The following is a 25,163-nucleotide window of genomic DNA, read 5'->3' as shown; positions in this document are numbered from 1 at the left end:
ATCACCACCATGATCATTTGATTCCCTAGGAACCCAATAAAGTACGACGCATCGCATCAAGGCACACTGCCATCAAGCCTGCAGGGAAGATTCCCAATGCCAATACAAAAACAGCATTCAGACTCAAGAGACCGCGGGCAAATCCAGATCCTGAAATCTCAACAGCATGCTCTGCCTTAGGCTCATCAAAGTACATGACCTTAACGACTCTAAGGTAGTAGAACGCGCCAATTAATGAAGCAATTACAGCAATAATAGCCAAGAATGTATGTTCGCCATCAACCAAGGCTTCGAGTACCCCTAGCTTAGCCGCAAAGCCTACTGTTGGCGGAATACCTGCCAAAGAGAACATCATCACTAAGCCAATAAAAGCAAACCATGGATGGCGTTTATTTAAACCCTTGAGATCATCAATGGTTTCGCAATCATGGCCTTTACGGGACAACATCATCAAGAGGCCGAAGCTTCCTAATGTAGTCAACACATAAGTGATGGCGTAGAACATCGAAGCACTAAAGGCATGATCATCAAATACCGACAACATGCCCAGCAATACAAAGCCCATTTGTGCAATCGCTGAGTAAGCCAACATCCGCTTCACATTGGTTTGAGCAATCGCAGTCACGTTACCAACAACTAAAGATAAGACTGCCAACAAGACCAACATCGGCTGCCAGTCACCCATTAAAGGCAATAAGGTGTTCACCAATAAACGGAATAACAATGCGAAGGCAGCCAACTTCGGCGCCGCTGCAATCATTAAGGTGACAGCCGTTGGTGCGCCCTGGTACACATCTGGAACCCACATATGAAACGGCACAACGCCCAACTTAAATGCCAGACCAGAAACAATAAATACCAAGCCAAACGCCATGACTAAATGGTTCACGCGAGGGTCAGCAACTGTTCTGAAGATTTCAATTAAATCAAGTGAGCCAGTAACGCCATACAACATCGACATGCCGTAGAGCAAGAAACCAGACGCTAAGGCGCCAAGAATGAAGTACTTAATACCCGCTTCAACACTCTTCTCGCTGTTATGGCGCATCGCTACTAAAGCATAAGTAGGCAAAGCCATCAACTCAAGACCCAGGTAGAGAGTGAGAAGATTTGCACCAGAGATCAATACGCACTGTCCCAACAAGGCAAGCAAAGCCAAGACAATAAAGTCTGGGCGGAACAAAGCACGATCAGTGAGATATTGCTTTGAATACACCAAACTCACCAACACCGCACCACATGAGCACGCCTTTAGCAGATTTGAAATTGGATCAGACTGAAATAAGCCATTCATGGCCACAACAGAAACATCCCCCATGCGGCCCACAAATGCAAGAATCAAATAAGCTAACAAAATGATGGAGAAGAAATAAACAAAGCCAACACCACGTGGCGTATGGAAAATATCCTGCTCTACTCCAGGCGTGGATGGCTGACGCTCAGGAACATAAACGCTTGCCACCAACAAGAAGCAGGTAGCTACGAGTAAAACGAGTTCCGGCAGGACGGCGTATAGGTCAAATGCTTGCATTAGCTTTTACTCAGAGTTTGCTGACAGCAACATGCTGCAACAGATTAATCACGGCAGGATGGATGATGTCGGTAAAAGGCTTTGGATATACGCCCATGCCGATAACGCAGATGGACAGGACCGCCATCATGAAATACTCACGCGCATTGAGATCTTTTAATTCCTCAACATGCTGATTGGTGATGGCGCCGAAAAACACGCGCTTGACCATCCACAAAGAATAAGCAGCACCCAGGATTAAAGCGGTAGATGCCAAGATACCGATCACAAAATCGTAATCGACGGCTGCCAAAATCACCATGAACTCGCCCACGAAACCAGAGGTAGCAGGCAAACCACAGTTCGCCATAGCCATTAATACCGCAAAGGCTGTAAAGGCCGGCATACGATGAACAACGCCACCGTAATCAGCAATTTGACGGGTATGCATGCGGTCGTACAGCACGCCAATAGACAGGAACATTGCGCCAGCCACGAAACCGTGAGAAATCATCTGCACAATGCCGCCCTCAATACCCAATGGGCTAAAGAGGAAGAAACCAAGGGTCACAAAACCCATATGAGCTACTGATGAGTAAGCTACGAGCTTCTTCATGTCTTTCTGAACTAAAGCTACTGCGCCAACGTAGATCACGGCAACTAAAGATAAGAAGATCACAAATGGACCGAGATATTGGCTTGCATCCGGAGCGATCGGCAATGAGAAACGCAAGAAGCCATAGGCACCAAGCTTCAGCATGATCGCTGCCAACACCACCGAGCCGCCAGTTGGCGCCTCAACGTGAACATCTGGCAACCATGTATGCAAAGGCCACATTGGAACCTTCACTGCAAAAGCCATGAAGAATGCAAAGAACAGGAGAATTTGCTCAACGATGTCGAGACGAGCGTTATGCCAAGCCAAGATATCGAAAGTATTGGTTACGTTATATAAATACAGCATGGCAATCAAAGTCAGCAATGAGCCAAGCAAGGTGTACAGGAAAAACTTGAATGCGGCATAGATGCGGTTATGACCGCCCCACACACCGATGATGATGTACATCGGAATTAAGGTTGCCTCGAAGAACACATAGAACAACAAAGCATCTAGCGCGGCGAATACGCCAATCATTAACCCAGAAAGGATTAAGAAAGAAGCCATGTACTGCGAGACCTTCTTATCAATCACTTCCCATGCAGCAATCACCACAATAATATTGACGAATGCAGTCAGAACGATGAACCAAACCGAGATACCATCGATTCCTAAGTGGTAGTTAATGTCGTAACGTGGAATCCAGCTCAACTTTTCTACAAACTGCATGCCAGGATTGGCGATATCAAAGTTGATTACCAATGGCAGAGTTGCAATAAAGCCAAGCACAGAACCTACGAGAGCTAACCAGCGAACACCGGCAGTCGGCTTCTCCGAACCGTAGAACAGAATAATGATGCCGAAGAAAATCGGGATCCAGATGGCGTAAGAAAGAATCATGATGGCTACTTAAGTAACAAAGGCCTAGCGAACAAAAGGCAGGTAAGCGTACAAAACCCAAGCCAACAATACCGCCAAGCCCGCAATCATTGCAAAGGCATAGTGATAGAGATAACCGGATTGCAAATGGCGAATGACTGCGGAGAAGCGCCCTACTGCATGCGCACTACCGTTAACCAAAAAGCCGTCAATAACCTGTTGATCGCCGCGATGCCATAAGACACCACCGATCCACAGCAAACCTTTAGCAAAAACCGCTTGATTCAAATCATCGAGATAATATTTGTTATCCAAGAGTTTCTTGATTGGTGCAAATGCTTGCGCAACTACGCCAGGCAACTTCGGTGCCCAGAGGTAACCAATCGCAGCAGTCAGTACGCCCAGCACAACCAAAAGTAATACCGGCGATGTTAAGGAATGCATTGCCATGGCAATCGGGCCATGGAACTCTTCAGCTAGTTCCTTCATAGCCGGGTGCTTGCCGATATCCACAAAGATGGAGTCGCCGAAATACGTACCAAATAACAAAGGGGTAATTGTGTAGTAACCGATGATGACCGAAGGAATTGCCAACAAAATCAATGGCAAGGTCACAACAAATGGTGACTCATGTGGCTTTTGACCAGGCGCTAAACCATGGTGCGCATGATCATCGCCCTGCTCTGCATGATCATGATGATCGTGTGCGTGGGCATCTGCATGACCCCAGCGAGCTTTACCGTGGAATACATAGAAGTACAGACGGAAGGAATACAAAGCCGTTACAAAGACGCTGGCCATTACAGCAAAGTAAGCAAAACCAGAACCGGGGATATGGCTAGCCGCTACCGCTTCAATGATGGAATCTTTTGAATAGAAGCCGGAGAAGAACGGGGTGCCGATCAGTGCTAGGTTGCCCAACAACATCATGAGGCAAGTAATTGGCATGTACTTCCAGAGACCGCCCATCTTGCGCATATCTTGCTCATGATGCATACCCAAGATCACACTACCTGCCGCAAGGAACAAGAGTGCTTTGAAGAATGCGTGTGTCATGAGATGGAAGATGGCTACTGGATAGGCAGATACCCCCAAGGCAACCGTCATATAACCCAACTGAGACAGTGTTGAATATGCAACTACCCGCTTGATATCGGTCTGAACGATTCCCAAGAAACCCATAAAGAGCGCGGTAATAGAACCAATCACCAAGATAAAGCTCAAGGCCACATCAGACAATTCAAACAGAGGTGACATACGTGACACCATGAAGATACCGGCAGTCACCATCGTTGCCGCGTGAATCAATGCAGAAATTGGGGTTGGGCCTTCCATGGAGTCTGGCAACCAAACGTGCAATGGAAACTGGGCTGATTTACCCATGGCGCCAATAAAGAGACAGATACAGGCAACGGTTACTAAATTCCAGCTGGTGCCTGGCAAGGTTTGCGCAGCCAATGCAGTGTTTTGGGCAAAGATCACGTCGTAGTTCATGGAGCCGGTACTAGCTAATAGCAAGCCGATGCCAAGAATGAAGCCAAAGTCACCAACACGGTTAACTAAGAAGGCCTTCATGTTTGCAAACACCGCTGACTGACGCTCATAGTAGAAGCCAATTAACAGATATGAAACCACACCCACTGCTTCCCAACCGAAGAAGAGTTGCAAAAGGTTATTACTCATTACCAACATCAACATAGCGAAGGTAAAGAGTGAGATGTATGAGAAGAAGCGGTTATAGCCCTCTTCACCCTGCATATAGCCAATGGTGTAGATGTGAACCATCAAGGAAACAAAGGTCACCACACACATCATGGTCGCTGTCAGCGGGTCAATTAAGAAACCGATATCTAGATTAAGTTCACCCAACTGCATCCAGCGATACACAGTGCCGTTGAAATAGAAGCCATCCATGACTTGCACGAGTACGAAGCAAGACAAGACGAAGGCGATCATCACACCCAGGATGGTAACGAACTGGCAAGCACCGTTACCGATGCGATTGCCGCCTAATTTAGTGCCAAAGAATCCGGCAATGGCTGAGCCAAATAATGGCGCCAGCGGAATTGCGCAGAGAACGGGAAGAGTTAAGGTCAATTGCATGACTAGCCTTTTAGGTGGTCAAGGTCTTCAGCATTAATGGTGTCCACCTTACGGAAGAGCACAACCAAAATTGCCAGACCGATCGCTGCCTCAGCAGCAGCCACAGTCAAAATAAAGAATACGAATACTTGACCAGCCATATCGCCCAAGTAATGGGAGAAGGCTACAAAGTTCATGTTCACCGAGAGGAGCATGAGTTCAATTGCCATTAAGAGCACGATGATGTTCTTGCGATTCAAGAAAATACCAATCACGCTGGTCGCAAACAAGATTGCGCCAAGCACTAAGTAGTGAGCGAGAGTAATAGTCATTTCTTCTCCCCGCGTGTATCTTGCTTTGCGGCCATATCAGAACCCATCTTGACGATGCGCATGCGATCGGCAGAATTCACATTCACTTGCTCATGAATATTTTGGGATTTGGAGTCTTTACGATTACGCAGAGTTAATGCAACGGCAGCAATGATGGCCACCAAAAGAATGACGCCAGCAACCTCAAAGGCATAAACATAGTCAACGAAAATGAGCATACCCAAGGCTTGGGTATTGCTCGTTGCCATCTCTTCCAGCATTGGTTGCACAGGTGCACTAGTACCAATAAAGCTACGAATCAATACGATGGACAACTCTAATACGATTACCGCACCCATCAAGAAGGCTACGGGTAGGAATTTCTTGAAATCACGACGTAAGTGCTCAAGATCTAGATCGAGCATCATCACCACGAATAAGAAGAGAACCATTACCGCGCCAACATAAACGAGGATCAAAGCCAGACTTAGAAACTCAGCCTTCAGAAGCATCCACAAGCCAGAGGCGCAGAAGAAAGCCAGAACCAAGAACAATGCCGCATGAACCGGATTGCGTGCAGTAATCACGCGCAATGCGGAAAGCACTAATAGACCGGCAAAGGCGTAGAAGAAAGCTGCAAAGAGTGTAGAGGTATCGAATGTCATATGTCGTTGTGCTCGATTCGATTAACGATAAGGCGCATCAGCTGCGCGGTTAGCGGCGATATCTTTTTCATACTTATCGCCTACTGCCAAAAGCATTTCTTTAGTGAAGTACAAATCACCGCGCTTATCACCGAAATACTCAAAAATATTGGTTTCAACAATAGCGTCTACTGGGCAAGCCTCCTCACAGAAGCCGCAGAAAATACACTTCGTTAAATCAATGTCATAACGGCTTGTGCGACGGGTACCATCATCGCGCTCAGCTGTTTCAATGGTGATTGCATACGCTGGGCAAACAGCCTCGCATAATTTGCAACCAATACAACGCTCTTCCCCGTTTTCATAGCGGCGCAAAGCATGCAAACCGCGGAAGCGAACAGATTGAGGGGTTCTCTCTTCAGGGTACTGAATAGTGATCTTTGGCTTAAAGAGATAGCGACCGGTAATCGACATACCGACCAAAATATCTTTGAGCATCAAGCTATCGAGGAATTGGGAAATTTTCTTAAACATGATTGATCAACTTATTTCCAAATATTCAATGGGGATACAACCCATGCGCCAACGACAACTACCCAGAATACAGAGATAGGAATAAAGATCTTCCAACCCAAACGCATGATTTGGTCATAGCGATAGCGCGGCAATGTGGCACGCAACCAGATAACGCAAGACAAGAGGAAGAAGGTTTTTGCAAACAACCAGAAGAAACCAGGGATATCGCGGAGGATTGGCAAATCAACGATAGGCAACCAGCCACCCAAGAACATTGTTGCCGCTAAAGCAGCGATCAAGATCATGTTGGCGTATTCAGCCAAGAAGAACATGGCAAACGCCATACCGGAGTACTCAACCATGTGGCCCGCAACAATCTCGGATTCACCTTCAACCACGTCAAATGGATGGCGGTTAGTTTCGGCAACGCCGGAGATGAAGTAAATCACGAACATTGGCAGCAATGGCAACCAGTTCCAAGAAAGGAAGTTCAAGCCGATGCTGGCAAAGTAGCCCTGCTCTTGTGAAGCAACAATCGTGCTCAAGTTCAAAGAGCCTGAAGTCAACAACACGGTAACCAATGCAAAGCCCATAGCGATCTCATAAGAAATCATTTGAGCTGAAGCACGCATAGCGCCAAGGAATGGATACTTGGAGTTTGATGACCAACCCGCCAAAATCACGCCGTAAACGCCAATAGAAGAAATTGCCATCACGTAGAGCAATCCGGCATTGACATCAGCCAAGACCATTTTGGCCTGGAATGGAATCACAGCCCAAGCGGCAAAAGCCGGCATGATCACCATGACTGGTGCAATGAAATAAAGCACTTTGCTAGCTTGAGTCGGAGAAATGATCTCCTTCATCAATAACTTCAACGCATCAGCGATAGGTTGCAGCAAGCCCAAAGGGCCAACACGGTTTGGTCCGAGGCGGATATGCATCCAACCGATCAGCTTACGCTCCCAGAGGGTCATGTAAGCAACGGCGCCGAACATGGGCAATACGATGATCACGATACGCACCAAAGCCCAAACAAGTGGCCATAGTGAGCCAAAGATAGCCTCACCTTGGGTGGTAATGAGGTTCAAGAAATTATCCATCTCGTCCCTTACGCCTTGCTAACAGTTACAGGACCGGACATCGATCCCAATTGAGCACTAGCTGCTGTACCTGCAGAAATTCTGACGGCACCACTAGCCAAATTCGCTTCCAATGTTGCTGGCAAATCTACTGACTGACCATCTTGGGTCACTCGCACAGCATCACCCTCTTTCAAGCCCAGCTCATTAAAGAGTGCTTGACCCAATCCAACTTGATTGCCACGCTTCGCATCGCGCGTTAACTGCAATGCTGATGAGCGACGCACAATTTGGTCGCCAGAATAAATACCAACATCTGACAAACGCTCTAAGCCAGTTAGCGGAGCCAAATTACCATTAGCCAATCCAGCGGCAGTAGATTGATTGCTTAGCTTCGTGCAGTAATTTTCACCAAGTGCTTCGCCCAATACTTCCTCAGGCATATTGAACAAGAATCCATCTAGATTCAATAGCCCGCCAAGTACGCGCAGCACTTTCCATGCTGGACGTGAATCACCTAATGGCTTCACAGCGGGCTGAATAGTTTGAGCACGGCCTTCAACGTTTACAAAAGTAGATACTGTTTCCGTAAATGTAGAGATCGGCAGAATGACATCCGCTACTTCCAAGATGTCTGCGCTCTTATAGGCGCTCAGTGCAATCACTGTACTTGCCTTAGCCAATGCAGCACGAGACTGAATAGGATTTGGTAGATCTGCATCTGGCTCGATATTCATCAAGAGCACAGCACGACGATCACCAGAAAGCACTGAATTAACACCAACACCATTGGCATTCACCAAGCTAGCACCAACCGCGTTGCCGCCAACTGGCAAGAAACCTAAAGTGGCGCCTGTTTGTTGTGCAATGAACTGAGCCAGTACATGCAAATCAGATGCATGAGGATGGGCAATTGCAGCCGAACCTAGTAGTAATGATGTTGTCGAACCAGATAACAAGCTATCAGCAATCTTTTGAGCAGTAGCAGAAACTGGCAAATTAAATGTACCTGCAGGAGCAGAAACAGACTTCGCTTTAGCAACTGCCAATGCAACTTCACTCAAAGCATTCATCCATGCACTTGGAGCGGCTGCGATACCGACGCTCGGAATCAGCCAATCATCGCCACCAGCATCAATGCGAAGAACTTGTAAGCCACGCTTAGCACTGGCACGCAAACGGACAGCGATCAGTGGTTGATCTTTACGCAAGAAGCTTCCAATTACCAGAACCCGATCTAACTCACTCACTTTAGTAAGTGTCATACCCAACCATGGAGCGGTGGCTGAACCGTTCACATCAGTTTGACGCAGACGGGTTTCAACTTGATTGGAGCCTAGGCCACGAACAAGTTTTTGAAGTAGATGCAATTCTTCAGCGCTAGAGATTGGATGGGCTAATGCACCAATTGCCTCTGGGCCACTTTCAGATGAAATGGTTTTGAGTGAACGAGCCACGTAATCCATTGCGGATTCCCAATCGGTCTCAAGCCACTGACCGCCCTGCTTCACCATTGGAGTTGTAATGCGATCAGCGCTATTCAAACCTTCGTATGCAAAACGATCACGGTCGCTAATCCAGCACTCATTAACTGCATCATTTTCCAAAGCGACTACACGCATTACTTTGTTTGCTTTGGTTTGAATGGTGGTATTGGCACCCAGACTGTCATGCGGACTTACTGAACGCTTACGACCCAATTCCCAAGTACGCGCAGCATAGCGGAATGGCTTACTAGTCAACGCGCCAACTGGGCACAAATCAATCATGTTTCCAGATAGCTCTGAATCAATGGTTTGGCCTGCAAATGTAGTGATTTCAGAATGCTCACCGCGATTGACCATACCCAATTCCATTACGCCGGCAACTTCTTGACCAAAGCGAACGCAACGGGTGCAGTGAATACAGCGAGTCATCTCCTGCATGGAGATTAGTGGGCCTACATTCTTATGAAATACAACACGCTTCTCTTCTTCGTAGCGTGAATTCGATTTGCCGTAACCAACCGCTAAATCTTGTAACTGGCACTCACCACCTTGGTCGCAAATTGGGCAATCTAAAGGATGGTTGATGAGGAGGAACTCCATCACTGAGCGCTGTGCTTCAACCGCCCTAGCAGAATGCGTAAATACCTTCATGCCCTGCGTTACTGGAGTTGCGCAAGCTGGCAATGGTTTAGGCGCCTTCTCTACTTCTACCAAACACATACGGCAGTTAGCAGCGATAGATAATTTCTTGTGATAGCAGAAGTGCGGAATATAAGTGCCGAGCTTGTTCGCGGCGTGCATCACCATCGAACCTTGCGGAACTTCTACTGCCTTACCATCTAATTCGATTTCAACCATGCTCACTTTAAGATGTCCCGTGCTCAATGTCTTATAAAGGTTTCGCAGAATCTAAGCAGCGCTTATGTTCAACGTGATACGCAAACTCGTCCATGTAATGCTTCAACATGCCACGAACTGGCATTGCAGCCGCATCACCCAAGGCACAAATCGTGCGACCCTGAATATTTGCCGCTACATCGTTCAATAAATCTAAATCTTCTGGACGCCCTTCACCATGTTCAATACGGTGAACAATGCGCCACAACCAGCCAGTCCCCTCACGACATGGGGTGCACTGACCACATGACTCTTCGTGATAGAAATAAGACAGGCGCTCTAAGGCACGCACCATACAACGTGTTTCATTCATGACGATGACTGCGCCAGATCCCAACATGGAACCTGCTTTGGCAATGCTGTCGTAATCCATTGTGAGCGTCATCATCTCGGCACCAGGAATTACCGGTGAAGAAGATCCACCAGGAATCACGGCTTTCAATGGAATACCATCGCGCATGCCACCAGCGAGCTTCAGTAGCTCAGCAAACGGTGTGCCCAATGGAATCTCATAGTTACCTGGATAGGTCACATCACCAGAGATAGAGAAAATCTTCGTACCGCCGTTGTTTGGCTTGCCCAATTCTAAATACGCTGGGCCACCGATTGCCATAATGAATGGCACAGCAGCAAATGTTTCAGTGTTATTAATCGTAGTTGGCTTGCCATACAAACCAAAACTTGCTGGAAATGGCGGCTTAAAGCGAGGCTGACCCTTCTTGCCTTCAAGCGACTCCAAGAGAGCTGTTTCTTCACCACAAATGTAAGCACCCCAACCTGGAGCAGCATGCAATTGGAAGTTGAAATCGCTTCCCATGATCTTGTCGCCAAGATATCCTGCAGCGCGCGCCTCTTCAAGCGCTTCTTCAAAGCGCTCATAGACTTCAAAAATTTCGCCGTGGATGTAGTTGTAACCCGTGGTGATGCCCATAGTGTAGGCACCAATAATCATCCCCTCAATCAAAGAATGCGGGTTGTAACGCATGATGTCGCGGTCTTTAAATGTACCCGGCTCACCTTCGTCACTATTGCAAACCAAATACTTTTGGCCCGGGAATTGACGGGGCATAAAGCTCCACTTCAATCCCGTTGGGAAGCCTGCGCCTCCGCGACCACGTAATGAAGATGCTTTTAATTCAGCAATGATGGCATCTGGTGCAACTTTGTCGTTGATGATGCGACGTAGCTGTTGATAACCGCCACGGCTCTCGTAATCTTTTAAACGCCAGTTCTCGCCATTCAATCCAGCGAGGATCAAAGGCTTAACGTGTCTATCGTGCAAGCTGGTCATGCTGCTTTCCCTTCTGCACGGAGCTCATCTAACAGAGCATCAATCTTTTCTTTACTCATAAAGCTGCACATACGCTTGTTATTCACCAGCATTACTGGAGAGTCCCCGCACGCACCCATGCACTCACCCTCTTTCAAGGTAAACGTGCCGCAAGGGGTTGTCTCGTTGTAGCCAATGCCCAATGTGTCTTTTAAATACGTTGCTGCAGTTTCACCATGGGTTAACTGGCAAGGCAAGTTTGTGCAGATTACCAACTTGTACTTACCAATCGGCTTGGTGTCATACATATTGTAGAAAGTAGCCACTTCATCAACAGCAATCGTTGGCATTCCTAAAATTTGCGCGACTGTTTCAATCACCTCTGGTGAAACCCAGCCCACTTCAGTTTGGGCGGCAATCAAAGAAGCCATCACAGCAGACTGCTTTTGCTCTGGGGGATATTTCGCGACATTGCGCGCAATGTCTGCGAGCGTTTTGTCAGATAGTTGAAGGGTTGTTGTCATGAATTAATCCTTGGCGCGCTGTATTAGCGGTCAATCTCCCCGAACACGATATCTTGGGTACCAATAATGGTTACAGCATCAGCCAGCATGTGGCCGCGTGACATCTCATCCATTGCGGAAAGATGAACAAATCCTGGTGCACGAATCTTCATGCGATATGGCTTATTAGCGCCATCGGAAATGAGGTAAATACCGAACTCACCTTTTGGATGCTCAACAGCAGAGTAAGCCTCACCATCAGGAACATGCATACCTTCGGTAAAGAGTTTGAAGTGATGAATCAACTCTTCCATATTGGTCTTCATATCTACACGCTTCGGTGGAGATACTTTATGGTTGTCGCTCATCACAGGGCCATCATTTGCTTTGAGCCAAGCGACGCACTGTTTGATGATGCGATTGGATTGACGCATCTCTTCCATGCGCACTAAATAACGATCATAAGAATCGCCATTCACACCAACTGGAATATCAAAGTCGAGTTTGTCGTAAGTTTCGTAAGGTTGCTTTTTACGCAAGTCCCACTCGATACCAGAGCCGCGCAGCATTGGACCAGTAAAGCCGAGCTGCAAAGCACGCTCAGGTGTCACAACACCAATTCCAACTAAACGTTGCTTCCAAATACGGTTGTCCGTTAAGAGATTGCAATACTCGTCTACGTTAGCGTCAAAGCCATTAGCGAACTGATCAATAAAATCGAGTAATGTACCGCTACGGTTTTCATTCAAACGCTTGATTGCAGAAGTACTGCGAATCTTCGATTTAGAGTACTGGGCCATCTGTGTTGGCAGATCACGATAGACACCACCTGGACGGTAGTAAGCCGCATGCATACGAGCGCCAGAAACCGCTTCGTACATATCAAAAATATCTTCACGATCGCGGAAGGCATACAAGAACACGGCCATGGCACCAACGTCCAGACCATGACAGCCAATCCACAAGAGGTGATTGAGTAAACGAGTTAATTCGTCAAACATCACGCGAATGTATTGCGCACGCAAAGGCACGTCTACTTGTAGCAATTTTTCAATCGCCATCACGTAAGCATGCTCGTTTGACATCATCGACACGTAGTCCAAACGATCCATATACGGAACGTTCTGAATCCAAGTACGTGTCTCTGCCAATTTTTCAGTGGCACGATGCAATAAACCAATGTGCGGATCAGCGCGCTGGATGACCTCTCCATCTAACTCCAGCACTAGACGCAATACGCCGTGTGCTGCAGGATGCTGAGGACCAAAATTGAGGGTGTAGTTTTTAATTTGTGCCATGACTTAAACCGGACCTCCGTACTGCTCTTCGCGCACGATACGTGGCGTAATTTCACGCGCTTCGATCGTGACAGGCTGATACACCACACGCTTTAACTCTGGGTCGTAACGCATTTCTACGTTGCCAGAGATTGGGAAATCTTTTCTAAATGGATGACCGATGAAACCGTAGTCAGTCAAGATACGGCGCAAGTCTTCGTGGCCATCAAACAAGATGCCGTAGAGGTCAAACGCTTCACGCTCAAACCAATTAGCCGCAGCCCACACTGGTGTGAGTGAAGCCACTACCGGATAAGAATCTTCTGGAGCAAAAACGCGTACACGCAAACGCCAGTTATGCGCCAAAGACAAGAGGTGCGTTACGGCGGCAAAGCGTTGGCCAGCCCAAGCACCATCTCGGAAATCCTGATAATCGACGCCGCACAAATCAATCAATTGCTCGAAGGCCAAAGAAGGCTCGTCACGCAAAAGCATGGCGGATTCAAAATAAGTGTCTGCATTAAGCACTACAGTGACTTCGCCCAAGGCAATCTCAATAGATTGCGCACGCTTACCTAAAACTTTTTCTAGATTGGCGGCGAGTTGAACTAAACGATCTGCCATGGTTTAAGCCTTCCGCGCAATCGTGCTGGTACGAGCGATCTTGGATTGCAACTGAATAATTCCATAGATCAACGCTTCTGCGGTTGGAGGACAGCCAGGAACATAAATATCAACTGGCACAATGCGGTCGCAACCGCGAACTACTGAATATGAATTATGGTAATAACCACCACCATTGGCACAAGAACCCATCGAGATCACCCAGCGTGGCTCAGGCATTTGGTCATAAACCTTACGGAGAGCCGGGGCCATCTTGTTACAAAGCGTGCCGGCAACAATCATGAGGTCTGATTGACGTGGCGATGGGCGGAAAACCACGCCAAATCGGTCCAAGTCATAACGGGATGCGCCTGCATGCATCATTTCCACGGCGCAGCAAGCAAGACCGAATGTCATTGGCCATAAAGAACCATTACGAGTCCAGTTAATTAACTGATCCGCAGTAGTGGTAACAAATCCTTCTTTGAGAACGCCTTCTAATGCCATATCTATCACTCCCAGTCGAGAGCGCCCTTTTTCCAGATATATACGAAGCCCACGATAAATTCCAATAGGAAAATCACCATAGAGGCGTAGCCGAACCAGCCGATATCACGTAAAGCTACACCCCATGGAAACAGGAATGCAGTTTCTAAGTCAAATAAGATAAACAGGATGGCAATGAGGTAGTAACGCACGTCGAACTTCATACGCGCATCTTCGAAAGCTTCAAAACCGCACTCATATGGCGACAGTTTTTCAGCGTCTGGCTTCGAAGGAGCCAAGATTTTTCCGAGGAACATGGGAACTAAACCAACCCCAATACCTACGAGGATGAAAAGCAGAACAGGAAAGTAATTAGCGAGATTCAAAATGGCCCTGAGTCGTTCGTCTGGTAAGTCCTAAGAAGCTACAAATTATCAATTATTCCGATACATAAAACTTTGATTTACAGCATAAACCCCTACAAATTTTACAATTTGGTGCCGACGGCGAGACTCGAACTCGCACAGCCTAAGCCACTACCCCCTCAAGATAGCGTGTCTACCAATTTCACCACGTCGGCATCTTGTAAAACTTGTCAATTCTACTGCATTGCACCACTCTGCCACCCCAAAAATAGGGGTAGGAAGCGCTTAAAACCTACTTTTTTACTTTGGAACAGCCGGCTTAGTAGGATCTTGAACGGGAGCAATAGGTGCGGCGGCAGGCGCCACAACAGGAGCAACGGTTCCAGACAAAATACCAGGGCTCACTTCTTTTTTATTGCCGATCCAAGTAATCCCCAAAGTGCAAACAAAGAAGATGGCCGCAAAGATGGCAGTTGTGTGGGAGAGGAAGTTGGCAGAGCCGCTAGCGCCAAAAAGGCTACCAGAAGATCCAGAGCCAAAAGCAGCGCCCATATCGGCACCCTTACCCTGCTGAAGCAATACGAGCAAGATCACAGCCAAAGCTGAAATCACCTGCAAAACGATCAATAAAGTCTTAAACCATTCCATGGCTTATCTCCCAATAAAAAATTCTAGGCCTGACAAATCACTAAGAAATCCTGTGGGCTCAATGAAGCACCCCCAATCAATCCGCCATCAATATCTGGCATTGCAAATAGTTCAACGGCATTGTCAGGTTTAACGCTGCCGCCATACAAGATTCCCACATGGGAAGCTACATCTTCATCAAATTCAGCCAGCTGCAAACGGATAGCGCGATGCATATCCTGAGCCACCTGAGCGCTAGCAACCTTGCCTGTACCAATAGCCCAAATGGGCTCGTAAGCAATTAAGCAGTCGGCCAGACGATCTTGCAGTATCGCCACCTGCTTAGAAATCTGGCCTCTGACAACCTCTACTTCACGACCAGAGTTACGCTCATCCGCAGACTCACCAACACAAATGACGGGGATCATACCGTTATCGAGAACCTGAAGGGCTTTCTCGGCAACCTGCTCATCAACCTCCTGATGGTATTGGCGACGCTCTGAATGCCCAACAATAACGTAAGTACAAGCCAATTCCTTGAGCATGGAAGCAGCGACCTCACCGGTATACGCACCCGAAGCAAAGGCGGAGACATCCTGAGCGCCCAGGCTTAAAAAAGCCAAGGAACAGTCATGAATTAATTCGCCACACTGCGCCAAATAAGGAGTTGGAACGCACACTGCATACTTGCGACCTGCCGGCATACCTTGCTCCATACCCCGACAAACGGTCTTGACCCAGTCTGCATTACTTGCAAGACTGCCGTTCATTTTCCAATTGCCGATAACAGTGAGTGGACGCATGAAATCTAGATCAATACTTAAACAGTTAAAACAATCTTGCCAACGTGCTCGGAAGACTCCATCAAGCGATGGGCATCAGCCGCTTGATCTAAGGTAAATGTTTTGTAAATCACAGGCTTTAACTTACCCGCATCTAGCAAAGGCCAGATGCGTGCATGTAGTTGTTGTGTGATCTGCTTTTTAAATGACACTGGACGTGGACGTAAGGTTGATCCGGTAATCGTTAAACGACGACGCAAAATCTGACCCGTATTTACTTCAGCCTTAGAGCCACCCATAATCGCAATGATCACAATGCGACCATCATCAGCCAAGCAATCAATTTCTTTTTGAACGTAGGCACCAGTAACCATGTCGAGTACAACGTTGACACCCTTACCGTCGGTCGCTTTCTTGACCTCTTCTACAAAGTCTTGCGTCTTGTAATTGATCGCCAAGTCAGCACCTAAAGCTACGCAAGCAGCGCACTTCTCATCGGTACCGGCAGTAACAAACACTTTATGGCCCAAAGCTTTAGCGATCAAAATCGCAGTCACACCAATGCCGCTAGAGCCGCCCTGCACTAACAAGGTTTCACCTTCAGATAACTCGCCACGCATGAAGACATTGCTCCAGACGGTGTAGAAAGTTTCAGGCAATGCAGCCGCTTCTTGATCGGTAAAACCTGTTGGGTAAGGCAAGCATTGCGCAATCGGGGCGGTACACAACTCTGCGTAACCACCACCTTGCACAAGCGCACAAACTTTATCGCCTACCTTAAGTCCAAAGAGATTATCAGCGTGACTTAAATCACCACCCACAATCTCGCCAGCCACTTCGAGACCGGGAATATCAGATGCGCCCGCAGGAACTGGGTAATGGCCTTTGCGTTGCAATACATCTGGGCGATTAATGCCCGCGGCAATTACTTTAATCAAAATCTCACCCGTACCAGCAGCCGGAGCTACTGGATCAGGACGAGTGGCGGGCACCAACATTTCTGGTGCACCAAACTCTTTGATTTCCATTACGCGCATATGAACTCCTGCTCGCTGACTTTACTTAAGCAGTTTCGTCAGATGCTGGAGCAGCTTCAGCAGGAGCATCAGCAACTGCAGATGCACCAGCCAAAGGAGCAATCGTGCCACCCTCATCAGCCATCGCAGCCTTGAGGGATAAACGCAAACGACCACGCTCATCAGCAGCTAGCAATTTCACGCGAACCACTTGGCCTTCTGCCAAATAGTCTTTAACTTCTTTTACGCGCTCATTGGAGATTTCAGAGATATGCAAGAGACCATCTTTACCCGGAAGAATGTTTACCAAAGCACCAAACTCGAGCAACTTCACAACCGGACCTTCGTAGATCTTGCCTACTTCAGCTTCAGCAGTAATGCCTTCGATACGCGCTTTCGCTTCAGCCATGCCTTCAGCAGAAGTAGAAGCAATAGTTACAGTACCATCATCTTTAATGTCGATGCTGCAACCAGTTTCCTTGGTCAAGGCTTGAATTGTTGCGCCGCCCTTACCAATTACTTCACGAATCTTGTCTGGATGAATCTTGAAAGAAACCATACGTGGAGCATGTGCAGACAATTCAGTACGAACTGAACCCATCGCTTCTTGCATCTTGCTCAAAATGTGCAAACGACCTTCTTTAGCTTGAGCTAAAGCAACTTGCATAATTTCTTTAGTAATACCTTGAACCTTAATGTCCATTTGCAAAGCAGTAATACCATTAGCAGTACCGGCTACTTTGAAGTCCATATCGCCCAAGTGATCTTCATCACCCAAGATATCGGTCAACACAGCAAAACGATTGCCATCCAAAATCAAGCCCATTGCTACACCAGCAACGTGCGCTTTCACTGGAACACCAGCGTCCATCATTGCTAAACAGCCACCGCAAACGGAAGCCATGGATGAAGAACCATTGGACTCAGTGATTTCTGAAACAACACGAATACTGTATGCAAAATCTTCTGCACTTGGCAATACTGGAATCAATGCGCGCTTTGCCAAACGGCCGTGACCAATTTCACGACGCTTAGGGCTACCTACGCGACCAGTTTCACCCGTAGCGAACGGAGGCATGTTGTAGTGGAACATAAAGCGATCACGGTACTCGCCTTCGAGCGCGTCGATGATCTGCTCATCACGGGCTGTACCTAGAGTGGCTACTACGAGAGCCTGTGTTTCACCACGAGTAAACAATGCTGAACCATGTGTGCGTGGTAATACGCCATTACGAATTTCAATCGGACGAACAGTGCGTGTATCACGACCATCAATACGTGGCTCGCCATTCAAAATCTGGCTACGAACAATCTTCGCTTCGATTTCAAACAAGATGTCGTTAACGGCAACCGCATCAACATCACCCTCTTCAGCTAGCTTAGCTAATACTGTTTTAGTAGTCTCTTTAAGTTTGTCTGAACGAGCACCTTTTTGGCGAATCTGATAAGCCTCACGCAATGGCGCTTCAGCCAATGCAGTTACTTTAGCAATGAATGGCTCATCTTTAGGAGCTGCAGTCCAATCCCATTCTGGCTTACCAGCTTCAGTTACTAATTCGTTAATTGCGTTGATCGCAGTTTGCATTTGGTCATGACCATACACAACCGCACCCAACATGATTTCTTCAGACAACTGATTAGCTTCTGACTCAACCATCAATACAGCAGCTTGTGTACCAGCTACGATTAAATCCATCTCGCTAGTAGCTTGCTCTGTACGAGTTGGGTTCAAGAGGTATTGGCCATTAGCGTAACCAACGCGCGCTGCGCCAACCGGACCAGCAAATGGAATGCCTGAAACAGCCAAGGCTGCAGAAGCAGCGATCAATGCGGGAATATCAGAAGGAACATCAGGGTTGATAGACAACACATGAATCACTACCTGAACTTCGTTCAAGAAGCCTTCTGGGAATAATGGACGTAGTGGACGATCGATCAAACGGGAGATCAATGTCTCACCTTCGGATGGACGACCTTCACGACGGAAGAAGCCACCAGGAATTTTTCCTGCAGCGTATGTTTTTTCGAGGTAATCAACAGTCAGCGGGAAGAAAGACTGGCCAGGCTTAGCTGACTTAGAAGCAACTACTGTTCCCATCACTACGGTGTCATCGATGTTCACGATGACGGCACCGCCGGCTTGACGAGCGATCTCGCCTGTTTCCATCGTTACTTGATGGTTGCCCCATTGAAACGTTTTTACTGCTTTGTTAAATATAGACATTCTGATCTTCTCCAAATTGTTCACGTAAAAGCCACATGGATTTCACGCTTGTCGTGGGATAAAGCAGTGTCACGACAACACTGGAGCGTTTGAAGATTACAAGGGATGCCATTCCAGGGAGACACTAAGTTCGCAAACTCAGAAACTCATTGGAATGACACGATCCCCTACACAAATAATCTTGAAGCGCCCAAAAAACATGCCATCTGCTTAAGACTGATTCTGTTACGAAACAACCCTAAGATAGATGGCATTGCAATACCAATAAGAATTACTTACGGAGACCTAATTTCTCGATCAATGCGCGGTAGCGACCCAAATCCTTGCCCTTGAGGTAATCCAAGAGACGGCGACGGCGTGAGACCATCTTCAACAAACCACGACGGCTGTGATGATCTTTAGCATTAGCTTTGAAATGGGGGGTTAATTCATTGATGCGGGCTGTTAACAATGAAACTTGAACTTCAGGACTGCCCGTATCGTTTGCGCTGCGCGCGTTTTCTTTGACGATTTCCGCCGTTTTAATATCAGCAACTGCCATTTTCATACTCCTTACTTGCGAACACCTGAGCTTTCACCCAATTCGTGTCGTGCATTTATTAATCAAATAAAACAAAAAAGCTTTAAAAATCAAAGCCCTCGAATTGTAGCAGATCCCCCCTTAAATGCCCCACCCTAGGGCTAGGCACCCTAAGCAGGCCTCAATCAGAAAAATGAATATAAGTTATTGATTTAATTGATAATTATCATGAAAGTGAGTAAAAATGCCTATTTTTTAGGCAATTCCTCATCAAATCCACGTTTGTAGCCCGGAGGGTACTTTTGCCACTCTTTGCCGCTAAGACCCTGTTTATAGCCATAATCAAAAAGAGCCTGCATGTAAGCCGTATCAAACTCGGTTTGATGCGGGAATTTGAAGTCTGATCCAATATAGGCCAGATTAAAGCTCACGCCGTCAACCTGGGTAGTGTGATAAATCCGGTACAGATCGCCAACACCCTGAGTCTGAATCAAACTAGAGATTGCTCTTTGAATAATGCTGAGCGTGCCCCGCTCCGTCTCACGCCATTCTGGATCCAAGCGTGCGTTTCGAATAATGTAGGCATTGCGCTGTTTTTGGAGCTTCAGCTTTAGGTCTTGAGAACGTTGAGACAATGCACTGGGATATAAAAACACCTGGGTGATCGCCCCGCCATCCACGTGCATCTCTTGGAAGCTTTGACCAGCCACCTCAAAATCAAACATCACCGGAGAAAAAGCCCCAGGAATAGAAGCAGAGGCCAGCATGATTTTTCTAAAAAGATCGAGGGCTTCAGGCGTACCAATGCTGGCAATCTTCCCCATATTCCAGACCACAGGAACTCCGGCATCTAAATTGGTGGTGCCAATGAGCAGCCAGCGGTTTTTAGTGGTGTACTCATAGGCCACCTTCTTCAAGAAAGCGTCATCAACAAATTGAGAAATCAATTGATAGAGTGGTGTGGTGTCCGATAGCCCATCCCCTAGAATCCCGGAAATTAAACCCCGTTCTATAAAGATATCTTGTGGGCCAAGCTGGGTATAAACGTGGCGAAGAGCGGGATCGTACTCTTTCCCCATAAATGCAAAAGGTGCAATCAAAGCGCCCGTACTAATACCGGTAACCAAATTAAATTGCGGGCGATCGCCCCGCTCGGACCAACCAATGAGCAGTCCCGCACCATAAGCCCCATCGTCACCACCGCCAGATAGAGATAGGTAATTTGCAGATGTATTTAATGTCTTTTCACTTCTAACCTTAAATCCAGCCTGGATATCCGCCGCCATTTGATCTATGCTAGATTGACTAGCAACCATATACCTCACGCCTGATAAACCAGCGATTTGGGCTTGCCCCATCTGCTGAGATGGCACTGCTGCTTTGCGTTGCAGGCTACTGCACCCCGCCAATGAGAGCATGAGGCAAATAAAGATCAAATGAATGAATGGGCGCATGGTAATTAGCCAAAGGGATATTAGAGTTTGATTGGAGTATAAAGATGGAATTCATTCATTGCGGAAATAAAGCAAAGGAAAATTGATGCAAGCCAAACTCATTCACGTACTAGCCTATAGTCTATTAGCCTTATCTCCTGCCTTGAGCTTCGCGCAATTTTCAAATCCATTTGGCGCTGAAAAAACGATTGTTCAGCAACGTCAAGATATTCTAAAGAAGAGTGATGACACTCTGAAGGCGCTCTATCAAGCCCAACCCAAAGCAAAAGAAGTCATTGAAAAATCAACTGGCTATGCAACCTTTAGTAATTTTGGCATGAAGATTTTGATTGCTGGCGGTGGCACTGGCAGTGGCGTCGTAATTCAAAAAGATAGGGCTAAACCCATTTATATGAATATGGCTGAAGTACAAGCTGGACTTGGGATTGGAATTAAATCATTCCAAAATATTTTTGTATTTCAAACACAATCCGCCCTGAATGACTTTGTAAACTCTGGCTGGACTTTTGGCGGTCAAGTTACTGCTGCTGCCAAATACGAAACTAATGGAACTGCCTATCAAGACGCCACCTTAGTGGCGCCTGGCGTTTTGATGTATCAACTGACAGACTCAGGCCTTGCCGCGGAAATCACCGGCAAGGGCACCAAGTACTACAAAAACACAGACCTCAATAAATAAAGGGATGGTGATGCAGATCTCGCCGAGAAATTCTTAAGGCGTCATCTGCGCATTGAGCTTAGCTTGGCTAGGATCATGCAATTTATTGAGTGCAGATAAGTAGGCTTTCGCTGATGCAGCAATGATGTCTGGATCAGTTCCAACGCCATTGACGATGCGCCCACCCTTAGCAAGTCGCACGGTAACCTCACCTTGAGACTGCGTACCAGAAGTAATGGCGTTTACTGAATAGAGCAACTGCTCTGCCCCACTCTTCACAATCTCTTCAATCGCATTCAAGCTAGCGTCAACCGGGCCATTGCCTTCAGCCTCAGAGCTAGCCTCTTTATCGCCAACTCGGAAGGTGACTTTAGATTTTGGTCGCTCACCTGTTTCAGAATGCTGACTCAAAGAAATGAATTTATAAAACTCGCCTGCCTCAGCCGCAGCAGAATCGGACATGATGGCAATAATATCTTCATCAAAGATTTCTGATTTTTGATCAGCCAAAGATTTAAAGCGCACAAAGGCTTCATTCAAATCTGCCTCTGCTTCAATCGCAATACCCAACTCTTGCAAACGTTGCTTGAAGGCATTGCGTCCTGATAATTTACCCAAGACAATCTTGTTAGTCGCCCAACCTACATCTTCTGCACGCATGATTTCATAGGTGTCACGGTTCTTCAAGATGCCATCCTGATGAATACCTGAGGTGTGAGCAAAAGCATTGGCGCCAACCACTGCTTTATTGGGTTGAACTACAAAACCCGTGATCTGAGAAACCAACTTCGAGGCTGGAACAATTTGGCTTGCATCAATACCACACACCATATCGAAGTAATCTTTGCGAGTACGTAAAGCCATGACAATTTCTTCTAAGGCAGTATTCCCAGCGCGCTCACCCAAACCATTGATCGTGCATTCGATTTGACGCGCTCCACCAATCTTGACACCTGCCAAGGAATTGGCCACCGCCATCCCCAAGTCATTGTGACAATGCACAGACCATACCGCTTTATCGGAGTTAGGTACACGAGTACGCAAAGTTTTAATGAAATCTCCATACAACTCTGGCGTGGCATAGCCTACAGTATCTGGGATATTAATAGTGGTGGCGCCTTCATTAATGACGCCTTCTACCACTCTGCATAAGAAATCCATTTCTGAGCGATAGCCATCTTCAGCTGAGAACTCGACATCCTCAGCCAAGTTTCTAGCAAAACGAATGGAGCGCTTGGCTTGCTCCAATACCTCTTCAGGTGACATGCGCAACTTCACTGCCATATGCAATGGACTAGTAGCCAAGAAAGCATGAATGCGTTTTGCATTGGCGGCCTTCAAAGCATCAGCAGCGCGGGTAATATCTTTATCATTAGCGCGAGCAAGTGAGCAAACAATCGAATCCTTCACGGCAGCAGCAACAGCAGAGATTGCCTGGAAATCCCCTTCGGAGCTGGCAGCAAATCCGGCCTCGATCACATCCACCTTAAGGCGCTCTAATTGGCGGGCAATCCGAACCTTTTCGTCTTTAGTCATTGAGGCACCAGGCGATTGTTCGCCATCACGTAAGGTGGTATCAAAAATGATTACTTTGTCGCTCATCACTACTCTCCGGTTCAATATCGAATTTCTTAATCTTAAAAACAAAAACCCCAGCAATTAGCTGGGGCTGGTATGTGGCGGCTAATGAATTACTTTAATCTCATTAACTCAGGCCTTACCTGCCCCAAGCTGTAGGCTTAGTGCTAGAAGCAGTTTCCCGCTAGGCAAGCTGGATAAGGGTGAGAAATTCATCAACATGGATTAAATATAACCTAAATATTCCAAATTAGCTAAAACGTCGGCCACTGAGATGCTCCCACGCCCAAATGACATAACCTGAAATGGAATACACCACAAAGAGACCGAATAGGGTTAAAGGCGGGTTAGAGGAGATCAAAACAAAGGTCAGAATCATTAAGACCATTACACCAAAGGGGACGCGGTAGCGCACATCTAAGGCCTTGCCACTATAGAAACGGGCATTCGAAACCATGGTCAAGCCAGCATAAACAGCCAGGAAGAAAGTGATCCAAGGAATCGCGCTATCACGTACTGGGATCTTATTGTCATCAGCCAGCCAAATGAAACCCGCCATCAAAGAGCCCGCAGCTGGGCTTGGCAAGCCTTGGAAAAACTTCTTATCGACAACGCCCGTGTTCACATTAAAACGCGCTAGACGCAAAGCAGCGCCCGCGCAATAAGTAAAGGCAGCCAACCAACCCCACTTACCTAAATCTTTTAGAGCCCACTCATAAGCAACCAATGCTGGAGCCACACCAAATGACACCATATCCGCAAGAGAGTCATACTGCTCACCAAAGGCGCTTTGGGTATTGGTCATACGGGCAACGCGACCATCCATACCATCTAAAACCAAGGACGCAAAGATGGCAATAGCAGCCATCTCAAACTGGTGGTTCATGGCATTGACGATGGCAAAGAAACCACAGAACAAAGCGGCTGTAGTAAATGCATTGGGGAGCAGGTAAATACCTTTACTGCGTTGACGCGGCTTATCCGCATGCAGCTCTTCCACTTCGAAATCAATTTCATCACCAAGATCTTCGGACCACTCAGCCTGCGAACGCTCAATGCGTTTTGGGGCGAGGCGACTACGGTCTATACGGCCACGACGACGAAATGTGCTCAAAGAATATTCCCTGTTAAAGCGACTTAATTAATCTAAGCCGGGTATGCGTGCTAATGCGGTGTTCGTAGCAAAAACTTTATCACCAACACTGACCAAAGGCTCTGCTGTTAATGGCAAATATACATCCACACGGGAGCCAAAGCGAATAAAGCCATAACGCTCGCCTGCTTTAAGCCTATCACCCACATGGATATAGCAAAGAATGCGACGTGCAATTAAGCCCGCCACTTGAACCAGGGTCACGATTTGGCCATTAGCATCTATGACAACGGCGTTACGCTCATTCTCAGTAGAAGCTTTATCTAAATCGGCGTTTACAAACTTGCCAGGGAAATACTGAATTTCTTTTACCGTACCGTTGACCGCACTTCGGTTGGAGTGAACGTTAAATACATTCATAAAAACACTAATCTTCAAAGCTTCACGACCTGCGTAAGGGTCATTCGCTACTTCAACCACAACGATACGACCATCAGCTGGGGATAAAACCAGATCACGACCTAACGCAGCAATACGCTGTGGATCACGGAAAAACTGCAAAACAAAGATAAAGATAATCCACAGTGGCCATGACCATACAATGCCACCGAGATAGTGGACTAGCAAAGTTACAGCCCCCACTAATGCCAAATACGGCCAGCCTTCTTTCGCAATAATGGGGTGTGGATACATCATCTTTG

The 25,163-nt window shown here is 47.1% G+C and carries 24 protein-coding genes and 1 tRNA gene; 1 reads left to right on the top strand and 24 read right to left on the bottom strand.

Translation table 11 applies throughout. From position 1 onward, the window contains the following. Positions 1 to 25 precede the first annotated feature (25 nt). From nuoN to ICN12_RS01355, 21 genes are all read right to left on the bottom strand, one after another. Positions 26 to 1,531, bottom strand: coding sequence for an NADH-quinone oxidoreductase subunit NuoN (nuoN, locus tag ICN12_RS01455; protein WP_216270311.1), 1,506 nt, complete (start codon positions 1,529 to 1,531; stop codon positions 26 to 28). Between the two features lie 10 nt (positions 1,532 to 1,541). Continuing rightward, a complete protein-coding gene (locus tag ICN12_RS01450) occupies positions 1,542 to 3,008 on the bottom strand; it encodes an NADH-quinone oxidoreductase subunit M (protein WP_216270310.1) in 1,467 nt (488 codons plus the stop codon). Positions 3,009 to 3,032: 24 nt separating this feature from the next. After that, positions 3,033 to 5,090, bottom strand: coding sequence for an NADH-quinone oxidoreductase subunit L (nuoL, locus tag ICN12_RS01445; RefSeq protein WP_216270309.1), 2,058 nt, complete (start codon positions 5,088 to 5,090; stop codon positions 3,033 to 3,035). A 2-nt stretch (positions 5,091 to 5,092) separates the two neighbouring features. Next, on the bottom strand, positions 5,093 to 5,401 hold the full coding sequence (gene nuoK / locus ICN12_RS01440; protein WP_015420930.1) for an NADH-quinone oxidoreductase subunit NuoK: 309 nt from the start codon (positions 5,399 to 5,401) through the stop codon (positions 5,093 to 5,095). Further along, entirely contained in the window at positions 5,398 to 6,045 is a 648-nt protein-coding gene (locus tag ICN12_RS01435; RefSeq protein WP_216229362.1) for an NADH-quinone oxidoreductase subunit J, read from the bottom strand. The genes nuoK and ICN12_RS01435 overlap by 4 nt, the downstream gene beginning before the upstream one ends. Before the next feature lie 21 nt (positions 6,046 to 6,066). Continuing rightward, entirely contained in the window at positions 6,067 to 6,558 is a 492-nt protein-coding gene (nuoI, locus tag ICN12_RS01430; RefSeq protein ID WP_088527794.1) for an NADH-quinone oxidoreductase subunit NuoI, read from the bottom strand. A gap of 11 nt (positions 6,559 to 6,569) precedes the next feature. Further along, entirely contained in the window at positions 6,570 to 7,643 is a 1,074-nt protein-coding gene (gene nuoH / locus ICN12_RS01425) for an NADH-quinone oxidoreductase subunit NuoH (protein WP_216270308.1), read from the bottom strand. Positions 7,644 to 7,651: 8 nt separating this feature from the next. Next, positions 7,652 to 9,967: an NADH-quinone oxidoreductase subunit NuoG gene (gene nuoG / locus ICN12_RS01420; protein WP_216270306.1), complete on the bottom strand. Its 2,316-nt coding sequence runs from the start codon at positions 9,965 to 9,967 to the stop codon at positions 7,652 to 7,654. Between the two features lie 31 nt (positions 9,968 to 9,998). Continuing rightward, the gene (gene nuoF, locus ICN12_RS01415) at positions 9,999 to 11,297 is read right to left on the bottom strand and encodes an NADH-quinone oxidoreductase subunit NuoF (protein WP_216270304.1); all 1,299 of its coding nucleotides are present in this window, start codon (positions 11,295 to 11,297) and stop codon (positions 9,999 to 10,001) included. Then, entirely contained in the window at positions 11,294 to 11,800 is a 507-nt protein-coding gene (gene nuoE, locus ICN12_RS01410) for an NADH-quinone oxidoreductase subunit NuoE (protein WP_216270302.1), read from the bottom strand. The genes nuoF and nuoE overlap by 4 nt, the downstream gene beginning before the upstream one ends. A 23-nt stretch (positions 11,801 to 11,823) precedes the next feature. After that, the gene (locus ICN12_RS01405) at positions 11,824 to 13,077 is read right to left on the bottom strand and encodes an NADH-quinone oxidoreductase subunit D (protein ID WP_216270300.1); all 1,254 of its coding nucleotides are present in this window, start codon (positions 13,075 to 13,077) and stop codon (positions 11,824 to 11,826) included. 3 nt (positions 13,078 to 13,080) lie between these two features. Then, positions 13,081 to 13,680 (bottom strand): NADH-quinone oxidoreductase subunit C, encoded by a 600-nt coding sequence (locus ICN12_RS01400; protein WP_216270298.1) that lies wholly within the window; start codon positions 13,678 to 13,680, stop codon positions 13,081 to 13,083. Between the two features lie 3 nt (positions 13,681 to 13,683). Further along, complete coding sequence (locus tag ICN12_RS01395) at positions 13,684 to 14,166, bottom strand: NuoB/complex I 20 kDa subunit family protein (RefSeq protein WP_011902891.1); 483 nt, start codon at positions 14,164 to 14,166, stop codon at positions 13,684 to 13,686. Positions 14,167 to 14,171: 5 nt separating this feature from the next. Further along, a complete protein-coding gene (locus ICN12_RS01390) occupies positions 14,172 to 14,531 on the bottom strand; it encodes an NADH-quinone oxidoreductase subunit A (protein ID WP_011902892.1) in 360 nt (119 codons plus the stop codon). Between the two features lie 109 nt (positions 14,532 to 14,640). After that, positions 14,641 to 14,725 (bottom strand) — tRNA-Leu (locus ICN12_RS01385). Between the two features lie 85 nt (positions 14,726 to 14,810). Continuing rightward, positions 14,811 to 15,158 (bottom strand): preprotein translocase subunit SecG, encoded by a 348-nt coding sequence (gene secG, locus ICN12_RS01380; RefSeq protein ID WP_216270296.1) that lies wholly within the window; start codon positions 15,156 to 15,158, stop codon positions 14,811 to 14,813. Positions 15,159 to 15,181: 23 nt separating this feature from the next. Further along, positions 15,182 to 15,940, bottom strand: a complete 759-nt coding sequence (gene tpiA / locus ICN12_RS01375) for a triose-phosphate isomerase (protein ID WP_216270294.1) — start codon at positions 15,938 to 15,940, stop codon at positions 15,182 to 15,184. 17 nt (positions 15,941 to 15,957) lie between these two features. Beyond that, positions 15,958 to 16,956 (bottom strand): NAD(P)H-quinone oxidoreductase, encoded by a 999-nt coding sequence (locus ICN12_RS01370; protein ID WP_216270292.1) that lies wholly within the window; start codon positions 16,954 to 16,956, stop codon positions 15,958 to 15,960. A 25-nt stretch (positions 16,957 to 16,981) separates the two neighbouring features. After that, entirely contained in the window at positions 16,982 to 19,159 is a 2,178-nt protein-coding gene (gene pnp, locus ICN12_RS01365; RefSeq protein WP_216270290.1) for a polyribonucleotide nucleotidyltransferase, read from the bottom strand. A 271-nt stretch (positions 19,160 to 19,430) separates the two neighbouring features. Continuing rightward, positions 19,431 to 19,700, bottom strand: coding sequence for a 30S ribosomal protein S15 (gene rpsO / locus ICN12_RS01360; protein ID WP_015420915.1), 270 nt, complete (start codon positions 19,698 to 19,700; stop codon positions 19,431 to 19,433). Positions 19,701 to 19,927: 227 nt separating this feature from the next. Further along, positions 19,928 to 21,133, bottom strand: coding sequence for a patatin-like phospholipase family protein (locus ICN12_RS01355; RefSeq protein ID WP_216270289.1), 1,206 nt, complete (start codon positions 21,131 to 21,133; stop codon positions 19,928 to 19,930). A gap of 85 nt (positions 21,134 to 21,218) precedes the next feature. Here ICN12_RS01355 and ICN12_RS01350 point away from each other — a divergent pair, with 85 nt between their 5' ends. Then, positions 21,219 to 21,812: a lipid-binding SYLF domain-containing protein gene (locus ICN12_RS01350; protein ID WP_216270287.1), complete on the top strand. Its 594-nt coding sequence runs from the start codon at positions 21,219 to 21,221 to the stop codon at positions 21,810 to 21,812. Between the two features lie 33 nt (positions 21,813 to 21,845). Here the strand turns inward: ICN12_RS01350 and ICN12_RS01345 are convergent, their stop codons facing one another. The 3 genes from ICN12_RS01345 to ICN12_RS01335 form a co-directional block, all read right to left on the bottom strand. Next, positions 21,846 to 23,393 carry a 2-isopropylmalate synthase gene (locus tag ICN12_RS01345; protein ID WP_216270285.1) on the bottom strand — a complete coding sequence of 516 codons (1,548 nt, stop codon included), beginning with the start codon at positions 23,391 to 23,393 and terminating at the stop codon, positions 21,846 to 21,848. Between the two features lie 226 nt (positions 23,394 to 23,619). Beyond that, entirely contained in the window at positions 23,620 to 24,483 is an 864-nt protein-coding gene (gene pssA / locus ICN12_RS01340; RefSeq protein WP_216270283.1) for a CDP-diacylglycerol--serine O-phosphatidyltransferase, read from the bottom strand. Positions 24,484 to 24,510: 27 nt separating this feature from the next. Further along, positions 24,511 to 25,158 carry a phosphatidylserine decarboxylase gene (locus tag ICN12_RS01335; protein ID WP_216270282.1) on the bottom strand — a complete coding sequence of 216 codons (648 nt, stop codon included), beginning with the start codon at positions 25,156 to 25,158 and terminating at the stop codon, positions 24,511 to 24,513. Between the last annotated feature and the right edge of the window lie 5 nt (positions 25,159 to 25,163).

Origin of the sequence: Polynucleobacter sp. AM-25C3 (assembly GCF_018882335.1) — a bacterium.
Taxonomy (GTDB): Bacteria; Pseudomonadota; Gammaproteobacteria; order Burkholderiales; family Burkholderiaceae; genus Polynucleobacter.
Note: the sequence above shows the minus strand (reverse complement) of the source record. Positions and strands in the feature narration are given on the sequence as shown.

What these genes read in the sequence shown, in the direction of transcription:
- nuoN (WP_216270311.1), bottom strand. Translation starts at nt 1,531, where the DNA reads ATGCAAGCATTTGACCTATACGCCGTCCTGCCGGAACTCGTTTTACTC.
- ICN12_RS01450 (WP_216270310.1), bottom strand. Translation starts at nt 3,008, where the DNA reads ATGATTCTTTCTTACGCCATCTGGATCCCGATTTTCTTCGGCATCATT.
- nuoL (WP_216270309.1), bottom strand. Translation starts at nt 5,090, where the DNA reads ATGCAATTGACCTTAACTCTTCCCGTTCTCTGCGCAATTCCGCTGGCG.
- nuoK (WP_015420930.1), bottom strand. Translation starts at nt 5,401, where the DNA reads ATGACTATTACTCTCGCTCACTACTTAGTGCTTGGCGCAATCTTGTTT.
- ICN12_RS01435 (WP_216229362.1), bottom strand. Translation starts at nt 6,045, where the DNA reads ATGACATTCGATACCTCTACACTCTTTGCAGCTTTCTTCTACGCCTTT.
- nuoI (WP_088527794.1), bottom strand. Translation starts at nt 6,558, where the DNA reads ATGTTTAAGAAAATTTCCCAATTCCTCGATAGCTTGATGCTCAAAGAT.
- nuoH (WP_216270308.1), bottom strand. Translation starts at nt 7,643, where the DNA reads ATGGATAATTTCTTGAACCTCATTACCACCCAAGGTGAGGCTATCTTT.
- nuoG (WP_216270306.1), bottom strand. Translation starts at nt 9,967, where the DNA reads ATGGTTGAAATCGAATTAGATGGTAAGGCAGTAGAAGTTCCGCAAGGT.
- nuoF (WP_216270304.1), bottom strand. Translation starts at nt 11,297, where the DNA reads ATGACCAGCTTGCACGATAGACACGTTAAGCCTTTGATCCTCGCTGGA.
- nuoE (WP_216270302.1), bottom strand. Translation starts at nt 11,800, where the DNA reads ATGACAACAACCCTTCAACTATCTGACAAAACGCTCGCAGACATTGCG.
- ICN12_RS01405 (WP_216270300.1), bottom strand. Translation starts at nt 13,077, where the DNA reads ATGGCACAAATTAAAAACTACACCCTCAATTTTGGTCCTCAGCATCCT.
- ICN12_RS01400 (WP_216270298.1), bottom strand. Translation starts at nt 13,680, where the DNA reads ATGGCAGATCGTTTAGTTCAACTCGCCGCCAATCTAGAAAAAGTTTTA.
- ICN12_RS01395 (WP_011902891.1), bottom strand. Translation starts at nt 14,166, where the DNA reads ATGGCATTAGAAGGCGTTCTCAAAGAAGGATTTGTTACCACTACTGCG.
- secG (WP_216270296.1), bottom strand. Translation starts at nt 15,158, where the DNA reads ATGGAATGGTTTAAGACTTTATTGATCGTTTTGCAGGTGATTTCAGCT.
- tpiA (WP_216270294.1), bottom strand. Translation starts at nt 15,940, where the DNA reads ATGCGTCCACTCACTGTTATCGGCAATTGGAAAATGAACGGCAGTCTT.
- ICN12_RS01370 (WP_216270292.1), bottom strand. Translation starts at nt 16,956, where the DNA reads ATGCGCGTAATGGAAATCAAAGAGTTTGGTGCACCAGAAATGTTGGTG.
- pnp (WP_216270290.1), bottom strand. Translation starts at nt 19,159, where the DNA reads ATGTCTATATTTAACAAAGCAGTAAAAACGTTTCAATGGGGCAACCAT.
- rpsO (WP_015420915.1), bottom strand. Translation starts at nt 19,700, where the DNA reads ATGGCAGTTGCTGATATTAAAACGGCGGAAATCGTCAAAGAAAACGCG.
- ICN12_RS01355 (WP_216270289.1), bottom strand. Translation starts at nt 21,133, where the DNA reads ATGCGCCCATTCATTCATTTGATCTTTATTTGCCTCATGCTCTCATTG.
- ICN12_RS01350 (WP_216270287.1), top strand. Translation starts at nt 21,219, where the DNA reads ATGCAAGCCAAACTCATTCACGTACTAGCCTATAGTCTATTAGCCTTA.
- ICN12_RS01345 (WP_216270285.1), bottom strand. Translation starts at nt 23,393, where the DNA reads ATGAGCGACAAAGTAATCATTTTTGATACCACCTTACGTGATGGCGAA.
- ICN12_RS01335 (WP_216270282.1), bottom strand. Translation starts at nt 25,158, where the DNA reads ATGATGTATCCACACCCCATTATTGCGAAAGAAGGCTGGCCGTATTTG.